The sequence below is a fragment of the Amycolatopsis sp. cmx-11-12 genome, from assembly GCF_046269425.1.
In the GTDB taxonomy this organism is placed as follows: domain Bacteria; phylum Actinomycetota; class Actinomycetes; order Mycobacteriales; family Pseudonocardiaceae; genus Amycolatopsis.
This window is the reverse complement of record NZ_JADNQM010000001.1, coordinates 32,493-51,324: the sequence shown is the minus strand read 5'-3', so window position 1 is coordinate 51,324 and position 18,832 is coordinate 32,493. Positions and strand designations below refer to the sequence as shown.

Sequence of the window (18,832 nt, the reverse complement as noted above, 5' to 3'; positions counted from 1 at the left end):
GGGGGCCGACTTTGTTAATGGCCAAAACAAACTAGCACAGCGCATGACTGTACGGAACCATACGAACACCGCAGAACCCGATGGAATGGATCACCATGCCCGATCGGGCACTTTTCTTGCCCCTAAAGGAATAACGGCCGTTCACCGGGATGTTACCGGTCGATCGCCGCCGGTGCGTAGGTCGACATCCGGCGGGCCACGTCCGTCCGCGATCGGGCCCCGAGTTTCCGCAGGACTTTCGCGACGTGTTGTTCCACGGTGCGCGGAGAAAGGAACAGTCCGTCCGCTATCTCCCGATTCGTCCGGCCGTCGGAAAGCATCCGCGCGACCTCGAGTTCGCGGGGCGAAAGCTCCTGGCCGTAGCCGCGGCGCCCGCGTTGCGAGGGCGCCCACGCGCCGTGTTCCCGCAGCTGGTGGCGGCACCGGCCGGCGTCCCGGGTGGCGCCGAGCCGCTCGTAGGCCTCCGCGGCCGCCGCGAGCTCCTCGATCGCGGGGCGGTCATCCGCGGTGAGACGACCTGCGTTGAGGCGGCACAGCGCCGCCCGTTCCCGGGCGCCGATGGCCTGGTACGGCATCGGCAGCGCCTCGTAGCCCGCCGCCGCCTCGTCGAAAACCGTTGCCGCGGCGGGGTGTTTGCCGCGCGCGTCGAGCAGGATCGCCCGGCCGGCGAGCAGCGCGACCCGGGAGACCGGCGAGTCCTTGCCGTCGACGCCGCGGGCGAATTCCTCGACGACGGCGTCCGCCTCCGACCAGCGTCCGGCCCGCGTGTACGCCTCGGCCGCGGCGGGGACCAGCCCCGCCGCCCACACCCAGACACCTTTGCGCCGGGCCGCCGAGACGGCGTTGTCGGCCGCCGCGCACGCCCCGTCGACGTCGTCCGTCGCGAGGAGCACCCTGATCAGGACGCCCGCCGCCGAAAGGACGACGGGGATGGGCCCGTGTTCCGGGGCGTGCACGCTCGCCGCGGTCAGATGTCGTTGCGCGGCGGCGAATTCCCCGCGGACGGCGGCCAGCCCGCCGAGGACGAGCGAGGACTCCATGACGATCGGGCCGAGGTCGGGGTAGCTGTCGCGGAGCTGTTCGGTGGCCTCCGCGAGCCCGGACCAGTTGCCGCGCACCCAGTCGAGCCGGACCCTGGTGCCCTGCGCGAGCCCGGCGGCGTAGAGCGCGCCGGCGTCGGTCGCGCGGCGGATCCCTTCCGTGACCAGCTTTTCCGCCCTGCTCAGATGTCCGGCCCAGGACTGCGCGTCGGCGAGGTTGCACCACAGCCGCGCGAGCTGGACGCGTTCGGCGACACCGCTGCCCTGGTCCGGCAGTTCGGTGAACTCGGTCCACGCCGAGCCGTCGCCGATATGCGCCTGGGTGGAGATCCGGTCGCCGAGGAGCGCGAGCCGCAGCTCCGGGTCTTCGATCCGGTCGAAGACCTCGCGGGCGCGTTCCATCCAGACCTCGTGCCAGGACAACGGGGTCAGGCCGTCGATCGGCTGGGCGAGCAGGTTGATCCCGCGGGCGGCCAGTTCCGGCTCGTCGACCAGTTCGGTGATCGCCTGCTCCACCTCGACCCGGCCCCGGCCGAGCCGTCCGATCGTGCGGACCAGCAGCATCCCGAGGCTGAGCCGGATCGTCCCGCGCACACTCGGCCGCAGTTCGGTGAGGTCTTCGAGGATCCGCTCCAGTGTCTCGATGACGTCCGGGCGGAATCCGCGCAGCGCGACCTGGCTGAGTTTCGTGGCGAGCCGGGCGATGTCGTCCTCGCCGAGCCCGGCCTCGGCCAGGACGGACTGGAGCAGATCGATCGCGCGGGACGTGTCACCGTGGGCGATGGCCTCGTCGGCGGCGGCTTCGGCGTAGTGGCGCCACTGTTCGGTCCGCCCCGCCGCGCGGGAGTGGTTCGCCAGCAGGGTCAGCGGGGGAACCGGCTGCTCGGCGAGCACCTGGATGGCGCGTGAATGCAGCAAGGTCCGTTCCGGACCGCTGACGGTGTCGTAGACGGCCTTGCGGGCCAAGGGATGCCGGAAGCCGTAGCGATCGCCGCCGAGTTCGCCGAGGACGCCGCCGTCCAAAGTGGACAGCAGGGCCGAGCGGAGCGCGTCGCCGGTGAGGCAGGCGAGTTCGCCGATCACCGACGGTTCGGACGGGACGGCGAGCACCGCCGCCGCACGGGCCAGCCGGACCGCGGGTTCGGGCAGCCCTTCGAGTCGTTCGGTGATGGCTTCGCGCAGGGAGATCGGGACTTCGAGGCTCTCCAACAGCCGGTCCGAGAGTACGTCGCCGATCGGCAACCGTCCGGCCGCGTCGCGCAGCGCGCGCAAGGTCTCCTCGACCACGAACGGGATCCCGGCGGTGCTTTCGTGGAGTTTCGCGGTGAACGGCGCGGAAACCCTCGGCAGGTCCAGCAGTTCCTCCGCCAGCTTCCCGACGGCTTCGACGTCGAGCGGGCCCAGCGTCACGCGGGCGGTCTGGACGTTCGGCGGAGTACGGAACGGGATGCCCGCGCCGCCGTTCCTCGACGGTGAGCCGGTCCGGTAGGCCGCGACGACGGCGAGTTCGGCCGGCATGGCCGCGGCGAGGAACCGCATCAGGTCACGGGTGCCCTCGTCGGCCCACTGGAGGTCGTCGATCAGGACGAGCGCGGGCCCGCAGGCGATCAGGAGTTCGCGGACGGCGCGGAACTGGCGGTGCCGTTCCGCGCACGGGTCGGTGAGCGGTTCCGGTTGGGGCGGAAGGCTTTCCGCGAGTTCGGGCAGCAAGGGTCTCAGTACCCCGGCGACCGGGCTGAGCGGGCCGAGCGGCCGGTCACCTGCCGAACGCAGCGCTTCGAGCACCGGTCCGAACGGGAACGGTTCGCGCATCGGCTGGCAGGCGCCGGTGAGTACCCGGCCCGCCGCGAACTCACGGCGTCCGGCCAGCTCTTCGAGCAGCCTGCTGCGGCCCATCCCGGGTTCGCCTTCGATCAGCACGGCGGCGGGACGGCGCAGCAGGATCTTCACGATCGCCGAGACCTCGACGTCGCGGCCCACGAGTGCCGTCGATCCGGCGCGGACCGAAACCGAGGTCGGGCGAGGGGTGGCAAGCCACATCATGCGCTCCTCGGTTGGGAGTTCCCGCTGAGCCCGACACGATCTTGTGCGTTGTCCTGCGGAGCCTAAGCACTGCCTACCTGGTCGTAAACCACCCAACACGGACAGCACGGGCACCCCGTTAGGCCGTCCGCGAACGCACCGTCACCGGTTGGCTGACGGATCGTCGGTTGGAAAATCACTGGACGCCCGAAACATCGGCGAGAAACCCGATCCGGCGATTCATCCCACGTTCAGGGGGGCGCCATGACTACGCAAGGTATTCACAGGAATCCCTACTTACGGACGTGCCCGTACGGGTGCCGTCTCTAGGTGAGCGCCCTTGGAGCAGGGGATTCGGTCCCCGAAGAATGGGTATACCTATCCCGCGCCGACCCGGATTGCGGGCTTCGCCCGGTTCCAGAACTCTCACCCGTCAGGGGAGGCAATCGCATGGCGAACCGGAGCCGTGCGTGATGACGAGGGAGAAGCATGAAGATCACGAAGCTCCTCGGTGTGGCCGCCACGGCAGCACTGGCCACCGGCGCGCTCGTCACGGGTACCCCCGCGGCAGCGTCCTCGGACACCCTGCTCAACCAAGAGATGGTTCCCGCCCTGCAACGGGACCTCGGACTGACCGCCGGACAGGCACTCGCCAGGATCCAGAGCGAGACCGCCGCCGGCGCGCTCGAAGAGTCACTCGCCTCGGCGCTCGCCGGCAGCTTCGGTGGCGCGAGCTACAACGAGGCGACCGGCAAGCTCCGCGTCGGCGTCACGGACGCGGCGAAACTGGGCCAGGTCCTCGCCAGTGGCGCGGAAGCGGAACTCGTGCGCTTCTCGGAAACCCAGCTCGATTCCACTGTGGACAAACTGAACGCGGGTGAGCGCGCGGCGGACGGCGCGATCACCGGCTGGGGCGTCGACACCAAGACCAACCGTGTGACGCTGAACGTCCTGCCGGGCAAGAGCGGCGTCGTCGACTCCTACCTGGAGAAGACCGGTGTGGACAAGACCGCCGTCTCGGTGGTCGAGACCACTTCGGCGCCGACGCTGAAGTACGACGTCCGCGGCGGCGACGCCTACTACATCAACAACTCTTCGCGCTGCTCGATCGGATTCTCGGTCAACGGCGGCTTCCTCACCGCCGGGCACTGCGGCCCGGGCACGGTGACCGGCTCCAACCGGGTCGCGATGGGCTCGTTCGCCCGCGCCAGCTTCCCCGGCAACGACTACGGCCACGTCCGGGTCAACAGCAACTGGGTGCCGCGCGGCATCATCAACAACGGCACCCGGGTGAGCGGCTCGAGTGAGGCCTCGACCGGCGCTTCGGTCTGTAAGTCCGGTTCGACCACCGGCTGGACCTGCGGCACCGTCGGCGCCAAGAACCAGACCGTCCGCTACGCCGAGGGCACGGTCTACGGCATGACCGCCACCAACGTGCGTTCGCAGGCCGGCGACTCCGGCGGCTCGTTCATCGCGGGCAACCAGGCGCAGGGCATGTTGTCGGGCGGCAACAGCTCGGTGACGTACTTCTTCCCGGTCCGGCCGGCGTTGTCCGCGACCGGGACCTCCCTGGTCCTCGGCTGACCCTGAACACGACGAAGGGCGGGCCGAGTGCCTCCAGAGCACTCGGGCCGCCCTTCGTCTGTACCGCGGGAGCGGTGGCTAGACGTTGCTGATTTCTTCGATCAGCGCCTCGACGTCGAAGTACTCGCTCTCGGAGCCGAGCTGGACCAGCTCGAAGGTCGATCCGAGGAAGGACTCGACGTCCTCGCGCTCGAGCTCGAACGACGCATAACCGTCGGGTGACTCGATTTCCAGCGTCAGCATCGCCTCGTCCTCGGAGAGGTCGGGGCGGACGCGGACGTCGCCGAGCCCGGCGGGGTCGGTGAGACCGGCGGCGAGCAGCTCACGCGCGAAGGTCCACTCGACCCACCGGCCGCGCTCGGTCCGGAACGCCACGGTGACCGCGTACGGCTCCGCGACGTGGAAGGACAGGCGGGAGAGAACGGGCGTGCTGCTGTTGTTCAGCAGAACGAACTGGCTCTGGTGAATTGCGTCGGTGTGCACGGCCACTCCTCGGTGCTCGTGGTTCGCGCGGCGCGAACTTTTTCGTCTCGGCAAGGAGATGGCCGGGCTGACGTGGGATGACGCGACTGCGACGACGTTCACGCTATCGGCTGCATATGTCCATAGTGGTGTAACGCCGGGCACAGACCCCTTGCGTTCGGGCGGACACCGGTGGTGACGAGGTCCGGATGTCCTTTTTGGACGCCGGATTTCCCGGTCAGGGCTCCAGCGGCAGCGTCAGCCCCGTCTTGACCCGGTCCATCGCCACCGACGTCGTGAAGTGCCGCACGTTCGGGTTGTCGAAGAACATCCGCCGCGTGAACGCCTCGAAGCCCGCCATGTCCCGGCAGGTCACCACGAGCACGAAGTCGGCGTTGCCGGTGACGTAGTAACACTGCTGGACGTTGTCGTCCGCGAGCACCTGCCGCCGGAACCCGTCGAGGACCGCGAGGCTCTCCCGTTCCATCTCGACCATCACCACGAACGTCATCGACAGCCCGAGCGCCTGCGGCGACAGCACCGCCACCTCGCGTTCGATCACCCCGGTCTCGCGTAGCCGCTTGATCCGCCGCTGTACGGCGGCGGCGGACAGGCCCACCTTCGCGCCGATGGACTCGGCGATGGTGCGGGCGTCCGCTTGCAGGCAGGAGAGGATGGCGACGTCCATGCGGTCGAGGTCGGGTGTGTGCACCAGGTCAGGCTAACCGGGCGAGTCGTCCGAATGCCCGATCTTCGGTCGTGCCGTCACGCGGTGTGGATCACGCCACCCTCGAACCCGGTTCTGCCAGGTCAGTCGCTGGTGACGCCGGTCAGGCACAGTGCGCCGGGGAAAGGTGAGGATTCTTTGAATTGTGACCCGGAACACAACTGACGGGTCTACTGAATGGTAGCGCTTACAAGTGAATGGCAGACCCCTCTTTTTCCGCGCGAAAGGATTTCTTGGTGCCCTCATCTCAGGCGGCCGTTATCGCCGGTCTCGGCTCGTGGCTGCCTCCGCGCGTGGTGGGCAACGAGGAGATCGCCCAGCGGCTGGACACCTCCGATGAGTGGATCCGCTCGCGGACCGGCATCGCCGAGCGCCGGGTCGTCGACCCTGGGACGTCCACTGTGGACCTCGCGGTCGAAGCGGGGCGCCGGGCGCTGACCTCGGCCGGGGAGGGCGCCGCGGACGCCGTCGTGCTCGCGACGTCGACGGCCGACCAGCTGTGCCCGGCCAGCGCGCCGCAGGTCGCGACCAAACTCGGGCTGAACGGCGTCGCCGCGTTCGACGTCAACGCCGTGTGCAGCGGGTTCATCTACGGGCTCGCCACCGGCGCCGGGCTGATCGCCGCCGGCATCGCGCGCCGCGTGCTGGTGATCGGGGCGGACGTCTTCACCTCGCTCGTCGACCCGGACGACCGCGGCACCGTGCCGATCTTCGGTGACGGCGCGGGCGCCGTCCTGCTGCGCGCGGGCGAGGAAGACGAACTCGGCGCGCTCGGCCCGTTCGACCTGCACAGCGAGGGTGAGCTCGCGGAGCTGCTGTGGGTCGAGGCCGGTGGCGCGAAGAACCGCCGGTCGGACGACCCGCGTGACCACTACCTGGTGATGCAGGGCCAGACCGTCTTCCGCCACGCCTGCGCGCGGATGGCCGAATCGGCACGCGCCGTACTGGCGTCCGCGGGCTGGATGGTCGGCGACATCGACCGGTTCATCGGGCATCAGGCCAACATCCGGATCCTGCAGACCTGCGCGAAGCAGCTCGGGCTCGCGAACGACGTGATGTACTCGAACATCGAAAAGGTGGGCAACACGAGCGCGGCGTCGATCCCGATCGCCCTGGCCGACGCGGCCAAGGAGGGCGCGCTCCAGCCGGGGAACCGCGTCGTGATGGGGGCCTTCGGCGCCGGGCTCACCTGGGGCTCGACGCTGCTGCGCTGGCCGGACGTCATTCCGGGCTGAGCGCGCTCGCCTCCCAGGCGTGCGTCGGCTCCTGGCGCCCGCGCAGCTCGAGTTCCGCGTACGGCTCCCAGTGCGAGCGCTCGCTCTCCAACGCGGCCTTGAGCACCGCCTCGCTCGCCAGGATCCGGCCGTCCGCGGCTTTCGCGTACTCGGTCAGGCGCGCGGCCTCGTTCACCGCGTCGCCGATGACGGTGTACTCGAACCGGCTGCTCGTACCGAGCTGACCGGCGAAGACCCGTCCGCTCGCGACCCCGATGCCGAGGTCCAGCTCGCCGGTCTTCTGGACGGCGTCCCGGATCGCCCGCGCGGCCGAAAGCGCCGCCGTCGGCGCGTCCGCGAGCCGCGTCGGCGCGCCGAAAACGCAGAGCGCGGCGTCACCCTGGAACTTGTTGACCAGCCCGCCGCGTGCCCCGACCGCGTGCACCACGCTGGTGAAGAACCGGTTGAGCATCGTCACCAGGTCCTCGGGCGGGGTGCGGCCCGCCAGTGCCGTCGAATCGACGACGTCGACGAACAGGGCCGTCACCTCGCGCACGTCACCGGACAGGGAGGCGCCGTACTCGAGCGCGTGCCGGGCGACCTCGTCCCCGACGTGCCTGCCGAACAGGTCCCGCATCCGCTCCTGCTCGCGGAGCCCGGCGGCGAGGTCGTTGACCGAGGTCTGGAGCAGGCCGATCTCACTGGAGTCGTCGACGTCGACGACGATCTCCTTGTTGCCGCGCGCGATCTCGTCGAGCGCGACCCGGAGCCGGTGCAACGGGGTCGCGACGGCCTTCGCGAGCAGGCCCGTCCCGATCGCGCCGACGCTCAGCCCGATCACCGAAAGCATGATCAGGCTCGCGACGTGGTCGCCCTGGCCGAGGTCCGGCGGCGTGGCCACCAGGAGCACGCCGAGGAACGGGACCCCGCTCGCCAGCGACCAGGTGACGACCACCCTGGTCCGCACGGTGACCCGGAGTGTCCCCGTCGGCGGCGTCACCTTGAGCGCGATCGTCATCACCGGCCGCGCGACCCACTCCGCGGCGAGGTAGGTGAGGCCGACCGTGGTCAGCCCGCCGAGCCCGATGACCAGCGCCATCCCGAGGGCGTCCATCCACGACCCGAGCACCCTGGCGAGTGAGCCGAGCACGATCGTGCCGATCAGCCAGAGCGTCCCGCTCACGATCCCCATGTCGACCGGGAGCCGGAGCGCCCGCGCGGCTTCGGCGCCGGTCGGCGGGCGGCCGAAGACGAACCAGACCGCCGTGCGCCGCTGCAACCACGCCGTCCACAGGGTGCCGACCACCAGCGACAGCGCCACGATCCCGGCCGCGGTGACCCCGAGGATCCAGCCGCGGTCGCCGACCTCGCTCGGCAGACCCTGGAAGAGCAGCAGCAACGCCACCACCCCGGCGCCGCACACACTGGAGCCGATGCCGAGCGCGGCGAAACCGAGACTGGTCCTGAGCACCAGCCGGAACCGGCTCGACATCGTCTTCCCACGCACCCGGTGATCGTATGACCTCCGCCGGAAAACGGTTCGCCAGTTCTCGCGTGCGATGGCTACCGTGCCGGTATGGAACCGCTGGGCCAGGACGAGATCAGGGCGTCCTTCGTGAACTGCACGCGTGGCTGATCGTCAAGGTGCCCACCCACCGGACGAGATCCCTTGGGAGAAAAGGGAATTCCTCGGCTGGCGCGATCCGAAGGCCGCCGCGCGGGCGTATCTCGTGCTGCCCTATCAAGGGGAAACCGTCGGACTGTCCCTTCGCGCCGCGCCCCGGCCGAAAGGCCGTGTCCTGCTGAGCAACATGTGCGGCCTGTGCACGACGACACATCCGCTGTCCGACATCGCGCTGTTCTCCGGCCGCCGCGCGGGGAAACCCGGGCGGGAGGGGAACACGCTCGGCATCTACGCGTGCGCGAACCTCGCTTGCAGCCAGTACATCCGCGGCGAGCTGAAGTCGGACGTGCCGCAACCGTTCGAGTCCTTGACGCTGGAGGAGCGGGTGTTCCGGCTGGAGGAGAAGCTGCACCGGTTCGTGGAGCGGGTACTGGAATCCCGCTGACGCACCCGGTCCCGCTCGCGTTTAGCCCGCTAAACGCGACGGCGCCTAGAACCGGAATCGCAGGATCCGCCCCATCTTCTTGAACGCCGGGAACAGCCCCGCGAACCACAACTGCGCCCGCATCGACCCCGAAAGCCGGTCCTTCACCTCAGGCGTCGCGTAATCCGTCGAGTCGAGCTTCGAGACCAGCGTCAGCCCGAGCCGTTCGAGCTCGGCGATCTCGTCGATACCCCAGTACAACGTCGCTCCGGCCTTGCGCACCACGGGATTCAGCTTCTGCAGCTTGATCCCCAGCCTGCTGAAGATGTCGAAGACCATCTCGCCGCCCTGCGGGAAACGCGCGATCAGCCGCCGCAGCAATTCCTCGCCTTCGGACGGCTGGAGGTACATCGTCAGCCCCTCGGCGATCACCAGACCGGGTTTGTCCGACGGGATCTCGTCGATCCAGCCGAAATCCGTCACCGAAGACCCGATGGTCCGGTATCCGTCCCGCGCGGGGTAGATCCGGCCGCGCAGGTCGACGACCTCCGGGTAGTCGACGTCGAACCACCGCACCGACGGTGGCGGGTCGAGGCGGTACACGCGGCTGTCCATCCCGCAGCCGAGTTGCACGACGGTCGCGTCCGGGTGTTCCCGGAGGAAGGCCACGGCCCACTCGTCCATCGGTTTGGCCCGCAGGGCGACGGTCAGCCCGAGCTGGCCGTCGACGCCGAGCGAACCGAAGTCGTAGTCGATCCGCTTGACGGCCTCGTCGGCGGCCTTGTCGCCGAGGATCGGCCGGTCACTGCGGGCGTCGAGCGCCCGGCCGTACAGCGTGGCCAGCATCGTCGCCTTCTCTTCGGTGAACCGGACCTTCTCCACCGCACACCCCCATCAGAAGTTTCACAACCTTCTGAAAAGAATACTCGCGCCGAACCGGTCCCGCCGTCAAGGAAACGTCAATCCCGTGAGGTGTAGTCGTGGACGTAGGTCTTGGCGTCGAGCAGATGCCGCCGGGTGATCTCCCGTGCGGCCGCCGCGTCCGAACGGCGGATCGCTTCGAGGATCGCGCGATGTTCGTCGACGGCCTTGCGGATCTGCCCCGGCAGCCGCAACGCCGCCCGCCGCTCCTCGCCGACCAGCGAGAGCACCGAACGCAGCAGATCGGTGACGTCGTCGTTGCCCGCGTTGCCGGCGATCACCCGGTGGAATTCCGCGTCGGCCGCGATCACGCGCAGCATGTCGTCGTCGGCCGCGGCCTGATCCATCTCGTCGACGGTGCTCTCCAGCCGCTCGAGCACCCGCGGCGTGTGATCGAGCGCGAGTCGCTCCGCCAGGGTCGGCTCGACGATCGTCCGCAGGTCGAACAGCTTCTCGACCAGCTGCTCGTGTTCGGAAAACCAGCTGCGCAGCGGCTTCTCGTCGATGTTCTCGCGGACGTACGTGCCCGAACCCGGCCGCACCTGCACGTAGCCGATGGAGTCCAGCACCCGCAACGCCTGCCGCAGCGAACCGCGGCTGATCCCGAGCTGTTCGCAGAGCGCCCGTTCGGCGGGCAGCCTCGACCCGGCGGGGAGCCTGCCCGAGTCGATCATCGCGCGCAGATGATCGACGGTCGCACTCCACACCTGCTCGCGCTCGTCGTCGGCCACCGCCCCATCCTCGCAGGTCCGCCCGCCCGCCCGGGATTGTCGGTGGCCGGTGTCATCATCGGGTGATGACTGGGGTGGCAGGACTGATCAAGGCATGGGTGCACGGGTGGGCGCTTTCCCGCGGCGTCGGGCTACCGGTGGCCGAACCGGACGGCTACCGGCTCGACGTCGGGCGTCCGGGGCATCGCGTGAGATACGTGCTGGCGGACGCCGGATCGGTGGCGCGGCGGGCTCGCGCGCTCACCGAACCCGGGACGTGGCTGAAGGTGAGCGGTTCGCGTGAAGAGGTGGCGGAGACGGTCCCGCCGAACTGGACGGTCGGCCCGCCGGAGTACCTGATGAGCACACCGCTCGCGATGCGGCCCGTCATGGCCGCGCCCGAGCCGTACCGGGCGGAACTGGTCGGTGATGGCGTCGTCACCGACGTCGTGGTGCGTGCGCCCGACGGTTCGCGCGCGGCCACCGGCCGGGTCGCGATCGCCGGCGGTACGGCGGTGGTCGATCAGGTCGTGACAGAGCCCGAGCATCAGCGGCGCGGGCTTGGCCGGTTCGTCATGCGCCGTCTCGACGAGGTGGCGGTCGCCGCCGGGGCGGACAAAGCGGTCCTGGTCGCGACGGAAGAGGGGCGGGCGCTGTACCTGGCGCTCGGCTGGACGGTGGACGCGGAGATCACCGCGGCCCACCTGCCAGAGGCCGAAAAAGACATAACGGTCAGTTGAATGTTCGACTAGACACATCCAGAGCGCGAAAGGAGGTAACGGTGCTTAGGGTGCCGAAGTGAGCGCTTTATGACGTGGTGGCACGCGATCCTGATCTTCGTCGCGGGGCTCTGGGCGGGCACCATCAACACGGTCGTCGGCTCGGGCACGCTGGTGACCTTCCCGGTACTGGTCGCCCTCGGCTACTCGCCGCTGACGGCGACGACGTCCAACGCGATCGGCCTCGCCCCCGGCACGGTCAGCGGGGCGATCGGGTATCGCCATGAGCTCAAGGGCTACTGGCCCGAGGTCGCCAGGCTCGCCGTGGCGTCGTTCCTCGGCGCGATCTGCGGGACGATCCTGCTGCTCTCGCTGCCGAAGGACGCCTTCGAGACCATCGTGCCCGCGCTGGTCGGGCTCGCGGTGGTGCTGGTGATCGTCCAGCCGCGAGTGGCGGGCTGGGTCGCGAAGCGCCGCGAGGAGAACGGGAAGGTCCACAAGATCGGGCCGCTCCTGCTGTTCCTGATCTTCCTGATCGGCATCTACGGCGGATACTTCACGGCCGCGCAGGGCGTGATGATGGTCGCCGTGATGGGCATGCTGATGTCCGAGTCGCTGCAACGGCTCAACGGCGTCAAGAACGCGCTGTCGGCCGTCGTGAACATCGTCGCCGGCGTGATCTACGCCTTCATCGCGCCGGTCAGCTGGCCCGTGGTCGCGCTGCTCGCGGTCGGGTCGACGATCGGCGGCCAGATCGGCGCGAAGATCGGCCGCAGGCTTTCGCCGAAGGTGTTGCGGGGCTTGATCGTCGTGATCGGTCTCGCCGCGATGGTGCAGCTGCTCCTCAAATAGCGCGTGAAGGCGCCGGATGGGCGTGGGTCGGGTAGTGCGGACCCGCCGTTCCCAGAAGTGTGCCGGTCGCCGGGGCTGACGATGAAGGAATTGGGACGTTGCGTGTCCCAATTCCCTCATCGTCGCGGGGTCGCACCGGGGGTGAAGCTTGATCAACGGAGGATCAGGGACTATCACCCAGAACCCGGCGCTCGGCCCTTGCAGGCGCAAGTAGGTGCCTAAACGCGGGTCCGCCCTAACGACGGTTCGCGTCAGCGCGGGAAATCTCCGGCCGCTTCGAGAAAGAGGTCGTTCTCCTCGGGTGTCCCGATGGTCACGCGCGCGCCTTCGCCCGCGAACGGGCGCACGATCAGCTTCCGCTCCAGCGCGTGCTCGGCGAACTCCGCCGTCCGCTCGCCCAGCGGCAGCCAGACGAAGTTCGCCTGCGTCTCCGGAACCTCGTAACCCAAGGCCACCAAGGCATCCCGGACTCGGGTCCGCTCCGAGATGATCTCCTTGCAGCGCTCCAGCAGTTCACCGGCCGCGTCGAGCGAGGCGATGGCCGCCACCTGGGCGATCATGTTCACCGAGAAGGCGACGTACACCTGCTTCAGCGCGACGGTGATCGGTTCCGGCGCCACCGCGTAGCCCACGCGGAGACCGGCGAGGCCGTACGCCTTCGAGAACGTCCGAAGCACCGCGACGTTGTCCCGGCCACGTGCCAGTTCGACGCCGTCCGGCACCTCGACGTCGGTCACGAACTCCTTGTAGGCCTCGTCGAGCACCACGAGCACGCCCGCGGGCACGGCGTCGAGGAAACGCTCCAGTTCAGCGCGCCGCACGACGGTCCCGGTCGGGTTGTTGGGGTTGCACACGAAGACCAGGCGCGTCTTCGGCGTGATCGCGGCGAGCATCGCTTTTAAATCCAACCCATGTCCAGCTGTCAGCGGCACCTTCACGCTGACGGCGTTCGCGACCTGCGTGACGATCGGGTACGCCTCGAACGAACGCCACGGGAAAATGACCTCGTCACCCGGGCCGCACAGGGCCTGGATCATTTGCTGGCAAAGGGAAACCGAGCCGCAGCCGATGGCGATCCGCTCGGCGGGCTCGCCCAGTTCGCTGGCCAGCCGCTCGACGAGCGCGGACGCCGTGATGTCCGGGTACCGGTTGATGCCCTGTGCCGCTTCGACTATGGCCTGCGCCACACTCGGCAGCGGGCCACCGGGGACCTCGTTACTCGCAAGCTTGATCGCGCCCTGGATTGTCCGGCCAGGGACGTACTTCGGCAACGATTCGAGATCCGCACGCGGCGAAACAGGGGACATCTTCGGCGCTCCTACGTCTGGGGGACGGCTCCGACACCGTATCCTCCCGCGCGACGGCAAGCCCCGAATATTTACCTAAGAGTGGTCTGATGGAGGAATGACCCTGACGACCACCGTGGAACACCAGCACGCCGACGGCCGCACGTCGCGTTTGACCTTCGCCGAACCGGATGGCGTCGTCCGTGGCGGGCTCGTGGTGTTGCATGAAGCGGCCGAAGAGGTCGAAGAGGGTTTGAGTCTGCTTCTCGCGGGTCTCGCCGGCGAAGGCTGGCTCACCGTCACCCCGCACCTCGATCGCGACAACCTCACGCAGCAGGATCTGCTCGAAGCCACCGACGCGACGCTCGCCTGGCTCGCCGAGCGCGGTGTCGAGGCGGATCTCGTCGGTGTCGTCGGTTTCGACCTCGGCGGGACGGCGGCCCTGGTCGTGGCGTCGAACCGCAGGCTGGGCGCCGCGGTCAGCGTCGGCGGGCAGGGGGTCACCGAGCTGCCGGTCCTGGTCGAGATCGCCGGACGCCTCACCAGCCCGTGGCTCGGCATGTACGGCGACTCCGGCGACGAGGCCGGAGGCGCCGAGGTCGAACAGCTGCGTGACGCGGCGGCGACGGCGAACGTCGCGACGAACGTCGTCCACTATCCTGGCGCCAATCACCGCTTCGACGCCGACCCGGCCGCGGCCGCGGAGGCCTGGCAGCGCACGCTGAATTGGTTCGACGCCCACCTACGGTGATTCCATTCGCGCTAGCATTCCCCCTGAGATGTGACAGGGGAGGGTCAAATGGCACAGTCACCCAAGGTGCCCGTGACGCCACAAGCCGCTTTCGGAGCCTCGGCTCCGGCACTGGCTCCGGTGGCGGGTCAGATCCGGAACACCAAGACCGATGCCAAAAAGGGGACCGTCAAGGTCACCGAGGACGCCGCCAAGAAGCTCATCGACGCGCTGATGAAAGCCCGTCAAGAGCTCAACGCGCTGATCAAGGATTCGACGGAGTTCAAAGCACCCTTGAAACTGGGCGACAACTTCGTCGGGCACACGATGAGCGATCGTTTCCAGGGTGCCGCGACCGAGGGGACCGAGGCCGCCGTGCCCGTCCTCAAGGACTTCGCCGTGGTGCTCAAAGACCTCCAGCTCACCGTGATGGCGGCACGGAAGATGTACGTCGCCACCGATGAGGAGGGGCAGGAGCAGCTCGAACGGGTCGCCCGCCGCTTCGACATGGAAGACATCGTCGAAACCGAGCGGAAGGACGAGCACTGATGCGCATCCTGCCCACGCCGTGGCCGCCGCCCGAACCCGAGCCCCAACCCGGCCCCGATCACCTCACCGCCGACATCGACTGGATGAGCTACTCGCACCGCGAGCTCTACGAGATGGTCCACAACGAGCTGGACCTGGCGGGCGCGGAAGCCGTCGCCGCGCAGTGGGCGAAGATCAGCAGCTTCCTCGACCGGGCCGGTTCCGAGCTCAGGGCGGCCATCGTCGCCACCGCCGACGGCTGGACGGGCGAAGGCGCGGACAGGGCCCGTGACGCCGCGATCAAGCTCGTCGACTGGGCGGGCGAGACGGGCTGGCGCGCGGAGAACGTCGCGAACTGCGTACGCCGCCAGGCGGACATCGCCGACACCGCGCGGCGCGTGATGCCCGAGCCGCCGGGCTTGGCGCCCCGCCCCAAGGTGCCTGAGCCGCCGAAACGCCGCCCGATCCCGGTCTCCGATTCGACGCAGGCGATGTCGACGTCGGCGCCGCCGAACTCCGGTTTCGCCGAGGCAGGGCGGATCGTCGCCGAACCCACCGACGAGAGCTCGCAGGACCTGCACCGCCAGGCCGCCGACGTGATGACGCGGATGCAGCGGAACTCCGGCGAGGTCTACGAAAACGTCCCTCGCTTCACGTCGTACGGCAAGCAGCCGCGGATCCTCGAGACACCCGAAGAACCGGAGCCGAAGCCGAAGCCCGAACCAGAGCCGGTACCGGAGACGCCGCCGGACGACTCGACCCGCAGCAGCGGCGTCGACGATGCCGCCCCGATCCAGGTGCGGGAGCCGGTCGAGGCACCGCGCACGCCCGGCGCGAGCAGCGGCGCCTTCGTGCCGCCGCCGCCCGGCGCCGCCGGCGGAACCCACGAGCAGCTCGGACAGGGCGGCCGATCCGGTGTCGGCGGCTTCGGGCCGTCGGGGCAGCCGGGCCAGGTGGCCGGGACCCGGGCCGCGGCCGCGGGCATGGGCGGCTTCGGCGGGATGCCGATGGGGATGGCGCCCCAGCAAGGGCGGCAGGACGAGGAAGGACACAAGGCGCCGGACTACCTCGTCGAGGATTCCGACGTCTGGGGCCTCGGCGGGCAGGTGACCCCGCCGGTCATCGGCGAAGACCCGAGGGACGGCCGCTGATGGACTGGATCCGGTTGCACATCGGCGAGCTGTTCCTGCTGTGGTCGGCGCACGGACGCGACGAACTGCCCGCGGTGCTGGAGGTTCCGCACGTCGGGCGGACACCCGAGTTCCGGGCGGAACTGGTCGCCACGGCGAGCGGGACGCTGTCCGAGCGCGGCCTCGGCACGGTGGAGGCCCCCGCGCCGGAACTGCTGGGTTTGCTGCACACCCTCGCGAACAGCGAACTGACGCTGGACCTGCGGCTCGACGGCGATCCGGCGTACCGGGCCGTCGGCTGCGTGTCCGATCGGGGCGCCGTCGCGATCGGGGTCGCCGGGACCGATGTCGAGCTGTCGGCCTTGCGGGAACCGCTCGTCGCCGCGACCCTGCTGCAGGCGTTACCGCCGTGCGAGCAGGGGCGGGGTCTCTCGGTCAACCTGCGCGTCGACGACTACACGGCGGCGTGCGAGGCGGGGGAGCGCGGCGGGCAGCCGGCGTTCTCCGACGTCCTGCGCGACGCCGGGCTGCGTGAACCCGAGGTCATCGTGCTGGTGCGGATCGCGACGCAGCGGGTTGGCAGCGGGCGGCTCGGGGCGGCCAGGAAGTCGTGGGAGGGCCGCTGGGTACGCGGCGAGGGCACGCTGACCTGGGTGGACACTCCTGATGGCCGATACGGGCTTCGCCGCGACCGAGGCTGGCTCACCGTTACTCCGCTTGACGCAGGGCGCCTGAAGACGATGGCGTACGAGCTGTTCACGGGGGCTCGCTAAGTCGGTTACGGGGTCGATCAGCAAGTACGAAGTACTTTCCGTTGAGGGTGGTGGCGGGGCGGGGAGGGTTAACATCGCGGGGTGACGCACACCGCCGACGCCCCAGAAGTGCTCTGGCGCCCCGAGCCGAGCCGCCTGTCCGACACCAAGATCGAAGCGTTCCGCCAGTGGCTGCGCACCGAACGCGGCGTGGAAGTCGACGACTACAACGAGTTGTGGGAGTTCTCCGTCCAGCGCGTGCCGGAATTCTGGTCGGCCGTCGGCGAATTCCTCGGCCTGCGCTGGCACGACCAGCCCGGTGAGGTGCTCACCGGCGAGATGCCGGACGCGCGATGGTTCGAGGGCGGCACGCTGAACTACGCCGAGCACTCGCTCATGCCCGGCGTCGCGGGCGCCGCGAAGGCCGACGACGAGGTCGCCGTGATCTTCCACCGCGAAGACGGCCTCTCCTCACAGCTGACGTACGGCGCCCTGCGTTCCGCCGTCGCCTCCGCGCGCGAAGGGCTGCGGAAGCTGGGAGTGTCCAAAGGGGACAGAGTCGCCGCACTGGCGCCGAACTGCCCGCAGACGCTGATCGCCTTCCTCGCCACCGCGAGCCTCGGCGCGATCTGGTCGTCGTGCTCGCCGGACTTCGGGGTCCGCGCGGTCAGCGACCGCTTCGCGCAGATCAAGCCGAAGGTGCTGATCGCCGTCAACGGCTACGTCTACAATGGACGGTGGTTCGACAGCCGGTCGACGGTGAACTCCCTGCGGGACGAGATCCCCACGCTCGAAGCGACCGTGCTGATCGACTACGCAGGTGGCCGCCTCGACGGCACCCTCGACTGGGACACCCTGCTCACCGACAACGCGGGCGCGGAACTAGCCTTCGAACCGGTCGAATTCGGCCACCCGCTGTGGGTCCTGTACTCCTCGGGGACCACCGGCCTGCCGAAGGGGATCGTCCACGGGCACGGCGGGATCACCCTCGAACACCTCAAGTCTCTTGCCCTGCAAAGCGATCTCGGCCCGGGTGACCGGTTCTTCTGGTTCACCACCACCGGCTGGATGATGTGGAACTTCCTCATCTCCGGGTTGCTGACGGGCACCACGATCGTGCTCTTCGACGGCAGCCCGGGACATCCGGACCTCAACGTGTTGTGGCAGCTGGCCGAACAGCACCGCGTCACCTACTTCGGCACGTCGGCGCCGTTCATCCAGAGCTGCCTGAAGGCCGGGATCAAACCGGCGGAGCGGTACGACCTCACCGCGTTGCGCGCCTTGGGTTCCACCGGTGCTCCGCTGAGCGTCGAGGGCTTCCGGTGGATCGTCGACGAGGTCGGCAAACGCGTCCAGATCTGCTCGGTGTCCGGCGGCACGGACCTGTGCGTGGCGTTCGTCGTCGCCGCCCCGGACGTCCCGGTGTGGCTTGGCGAGCTTTCGGTCCGCGCGCTCGGCGCCGCCGTCGCCGCGTTCGACGAGGCGGGGAAGCCGGTGGTGGAGACGGTCGGCGAACTGGTGATCACCGAGCCGATGCCGTCGATGCCGGTGTTCTTCTGGAACGACCCGGACGGCTCACGGCTGCGCGAGGCGTATTTCGAGATGTACCCGGGGATCTGGCGGCACGGCGACTGGATCCGGATCACCGGGCGCGGCTCCGCGGTCATCTACGGGCGCAGCGACTCGACCTTGAACCGCGGCGGCGTCCGGATGGGCACGGCCGAGTTCTACCGGGTCGTCGAGGCCTTCGACCAGGTCGCGGACTCGCTGGTGATCGACACGTCGGCGGCGGGGAACGAGGACGGGCAGCTGTTGTGCTTCCTCGTCCTGGCCGAGGGCGTCTCGCTCGACGAGGTCGAGCCGGCCCTGCGCAAGGAGCTGCGAGGGGCCCTCTCGCCGCGGCACGTGCCCGACCGGTTCGTCCAGGTGACCGAGGTACCCCGCACGCTCAACGGCAAGAAATGCGAGGTTCCGGTGAAGAAGATCCTTTCGGGCGTTTCACCTGACCGCGCCGTCAGCCGGGATGCGCTGCTGAACCCCGACGCCCTTGTACCGTTCGTGGAGCTGGCGAGGAGCTGAACGTAGGGGCGGGACTTGGCGGGCGCGT

Annotated in this window: 17 protein-coding genes; 10 read left to right on the top strand and 7 right to left on the bottom strand. The window is 69.3% G+C overall.

Annotation, left to right across the window (positions count from 1 at the left end; genetic code table 11):
• Positions 1-152 precede the first annotated feature (152 nt).
• On the bottom strand, positions 153-3,080 hold the full coding sequence (locus ACLARN_RS00275; protein WP_409489625.1) for a helix-turn-helix transcriptional regulator: 2,928 nt from the start codon (positions 3,078-3,080) through the stop codon (positions 153-155).
• Positions 3,081-3,551: 471 nt separating this feature from the next.
• On the opposite strand from ACLARN_RS00275, the gene ACLARN_RS00270 reads away from it, so the two are divergent.
• Complete coding sequence (locus tag ACLARN_RS00270; protein WP_409489258.1) at positions 3,552-4,646, top strand: S1 family peptidase; 1,095 nt, start codon at positions 3,552-3,554, stop codon at positions 4,644-4,646.
• A 78-nt stretch (positions 4,647-4,724) separates the two neighbouring features.
• Here the strand turns inward: ACLARN_RS00270 and ACLARN_RS00265 are convergent, their stop codons facing one another.
• Entirely contained in the window at positions 4,725-5,129 is a 405-nt protein-coding gene (locus ACLARN_RS00265; protein WP_101613663.1) for an SsgA family sporulation/cell division regulator, read from the bottom strand.
• Between the two features lie 217 nt (positions 5,130-5,346).
• Complete coding sequence (locus ACLARN_RS00260) at positions 5,347-5,820, bottom strand: Lrp/AsnC family transcriptional regulator (protein ID WP_409489257.1); 474 nt, start codon at positions 5,818-5,820, stop codon at positions 5,347-5,349.
• 251 nt (positions 5,821-6,071) lie between these two features.
• Between ACLARN_RS00260 and ACLARN_RS00255 the strand changes: the two genes are divergently transcribed.
• Positions 6,072-7,070: a beta-ketoacyl-ACP synthase III gene (locus tag ACLARN_RS00255; RefSeq protein ID WP_409489256.1), complete on the top strand. Its 999-nt coding sequence runs from the start codon at positions 6,072-6,074 to the stop codon at positions 7,068-7,070.
• On the opposite strand, the gene ACLARN_RS00250 is transcribed toward ACLARN_RS00255, so the two are convergent.
• Positions 7,057-8,541, bottom strand: a complete 1,485-nt coding sequence (locus ACLARN_RS00250) for an adenylate/guanylate cyclase domain-containing protein (protein WP_409489624.1) — start codon at positions 8,539-8,541, stop codon at positions 7,057-7,059. The genes ACLARN_RS00255 and ACLARN_RS00250 overlap by 14 nt on opposite strands.
• A gap of 136 nt (positions 8,542-8,677) precedes the next feature.
• Between ACLARN_RS00250 and ACLARN_RS00245 the strand changes: the two genes are divergently transcribed.
• Positions 8,678-9,118 (top strand): FBP domain-containing protein, encoded by a 441-nt coding sequence (locus tag ACLARN_RS00245; protein ID WP_409489255.1) that lies wholly within the window; start codon positions 8,678-8,680, stop codon positions 9,116-9,118.
• 45 nt (positions 9,119-9,163) lie between these two features.
• On the opposite strand, the gene ACLARN_RS00240 is transcribed toward ACLARN_RS00245, so the two are convergent.
• Positions 9,164-9,979 carry a class I SAM-dependent methyltransferase gene (locus tag ACLARN_RS00240; protein ID WP_409489254.1) on the bottom strand — a complete coding sequence of 272 codons (816 nt, stop codon included), beginning with the start codon at positions 9,977-9,979 and terminating at the stop codon, positions 9,164-9,166.
• Positions 9,980-10,056: 77 nt separating this feature from the next.
• The gene (locus tag ACLARN_RS00235; protein ID WP_409489253.1) at positions 10,057-10,749 is read right to left on the bottom strand and encodes a FadR/GntR family transcriptional regulator; all 693 of its coding nucleotides are present in this window, start codon (positions 10,747-10,749) and stop codon (positions 10,057-10,059) included.
• Between the two features lie 74 nt (positions 10,750-10,823).
• Between ACLARN_RS00235 and ACLARN_RS00230 the strand changes: the two genes are divergently transcribed.
• Positions 10,824-11,468, top strand: a complete 645-nt coding sequence (locus ACLARN_RS00230) for a GNAT family N-acetyltransferase (RefSeq protein ID WP_409489623.1) — start codon at positions 10,824-10,826, stop codon at positions 11,466-11,468.
• A gap of 69 nt (positions 11,469-11,537) precedes the next feature.
• Positions 11,538-12,299: a sulfite exporter TauE/SafE family protein gene (locus ACLARN_RS00225; RefSeq protein WP_409489252.1), complete on the top strand. Its 762-nt coding sequence runs from the start codon at positions 11,538-11,540 to the stop codon at positions 12,297-12,299.
• Positions 12,300-12,550: 251 nt separating this feature from the next.
• Here the strand turns inward: ACLARN_RS00225 and hisC are convergent, their stop codons facing one another.
• On the bottom strand, positions 12,551-13,606 hold the full coding sequence (gene hisC, locus ACLARN_RS00220; RefSeq protein WP_409489251.1) for a histidinol-phosphate transaminase: 1,056 nt from the start codon (positions 13,604-13,606) through the stop codon (positions 12,551-12,553).
• A 97-nt stretch (positions 13,607-13,703) separates the two neighbouring features.
• Between hisC and ACLARN_RS00215 the strand changes: the two genes are divergently transcribed.
• From ACLARN_RS00215 to ACLARN_RS00195, 5 genes are all read left to right on the top strand, one after another.
• A complete protein-coding gene (locus ACLARN_RS00215; RefSeq protein WP_409489250.1) occupies positions 13,704-14,336 on the top strand; it encodes a dienelactone hydrolase family protein in 633 nt (210 codons plus the stop codon).
• Between the two features lie 48 nt (positions 14,337-14,384).
• Positions 14,385-14,864 (top strand): hypothetical protein, encoded by a 480-nt coding sequence (locus ACLARN_RS00210; RefSeq protein WP_409489249.1) that lies wholly within the window; start codon positions 14,385-14,387, stop codon positions 14,862-14,864.
• Positions 14,864-15,994 carry a PPE domain-containing protein gene (locus tag ACLARN_RS00205; RefSeq protein ID WP_409489248.1) on the top strand — a complete coding sequence of 377 codons (1,131 nt, stop codon included), beginning with the start codon at positions 14,864-14,866 and terminating at the stop codon, positions 15,992-15,994. Before ACLARN_RS00210 ends, ACLARN_RS00205 begins: the two co-directional genes overlap by 1 nt.
• On the top strand, positions 15,994-16,746 hold the full coding sequence (locus ACLARN_RS00200; protein WP_409489247.1) for an ESX secretion-associated protein EspG: 753 nt from the start codon (positions 15,994-15,996) through the stop codon (positions 16,744-16,746). The genes ACLARN_RS00205 and ACLARN_RS00200 overlap by 1 nt, the downstream gene beginning before the upstream one ends.
• An 81-nt stretch (positions 16,747-16,827) precedes the next feature.
• Positions 16,828-18,804 carry an acetoacetate--CoA ligase gene (locus tag ACLARN_RS00195; RefSeq protein ID WP_409489246.1) on the top strand — a complete coding sequence of 659 codons (1,977 nt, stop codon included), beginning with the start codon at positions 16,828-16,830 and terminating at the stop codon, positions 18,802-18,804.
• Positions 18,805-18,832: the final 28 nt, after the last annotated feature.

Excerpts from the sequence above, each read along its gene's own strand:
- ACLARN_RS00275 (WP_409489625.1), bottom strand. The coding sequence starts at position 3,080 with ATGTGGCTTGCCACCCCTCGCCCGACCTCGGTTTCGGTCCGCGCCGGA.
- ACLARN_RS00270 (WP_409489258.1), top strand. The coding sequence starts at position 3,552 with ATGAAGATCACGAAGCTCCTCGGTGTGGCCGCCACGGCAGCACTGGCC.
- ACLARN_RS00250 (WP_409489624.1), bottom strand. The coding sequence starts at position 8,541 with ATGTCGAGCCGGTTCCGGCTGGTGCTCAGGACCAGTCTCGGTTTCGCC.
- ACLARN_RS00225 (WP_409489252.1), top strand. The coding sequence starts at position 11,538 with ATGACGTGGTGGCACGCGATCCTGATCTTCGTCGCGGGGCTCTGGGCG.
- hisC (WP_409489251.1), bottom strand. The coding sequence starts at position 13,606 with ATGTCCCCTGTTTCGCCGCGTGCGGATCTCGAATCGTTGCCGAAGTAC.
- ACLARN_RS00215 (WP_409489250.1), top strand. The coding sequence starts at position 13,704 with ATGACCCTGACGACCACCGTGGAACACCAGCACGCCGACGGCCGCACG.
- ACLARN_RS00210 (WP_409489249.1), top strand. The coding sequence starts at position 14,385 with ATGGCACAGTCACCCAAGGTGCCCGTGACGCCACAAGCCGCTTTCGGA.
- ACLARN_RS00205 (WP_409489248.1), top strand. The coding sequence starts at position 14,864 with ATGCGCATCCTGCCCACGCCGTGGCCGCCGCCCGAACCCGAGCCCCAA.
- ACLARN_RS00200 (WP_409489247.1), top strand. The coding sequence starts at position 15,994 with ATGGACTGGATCCGGTTGCACATCGGCGAGCTGTTCCTGCTGTGGTCG.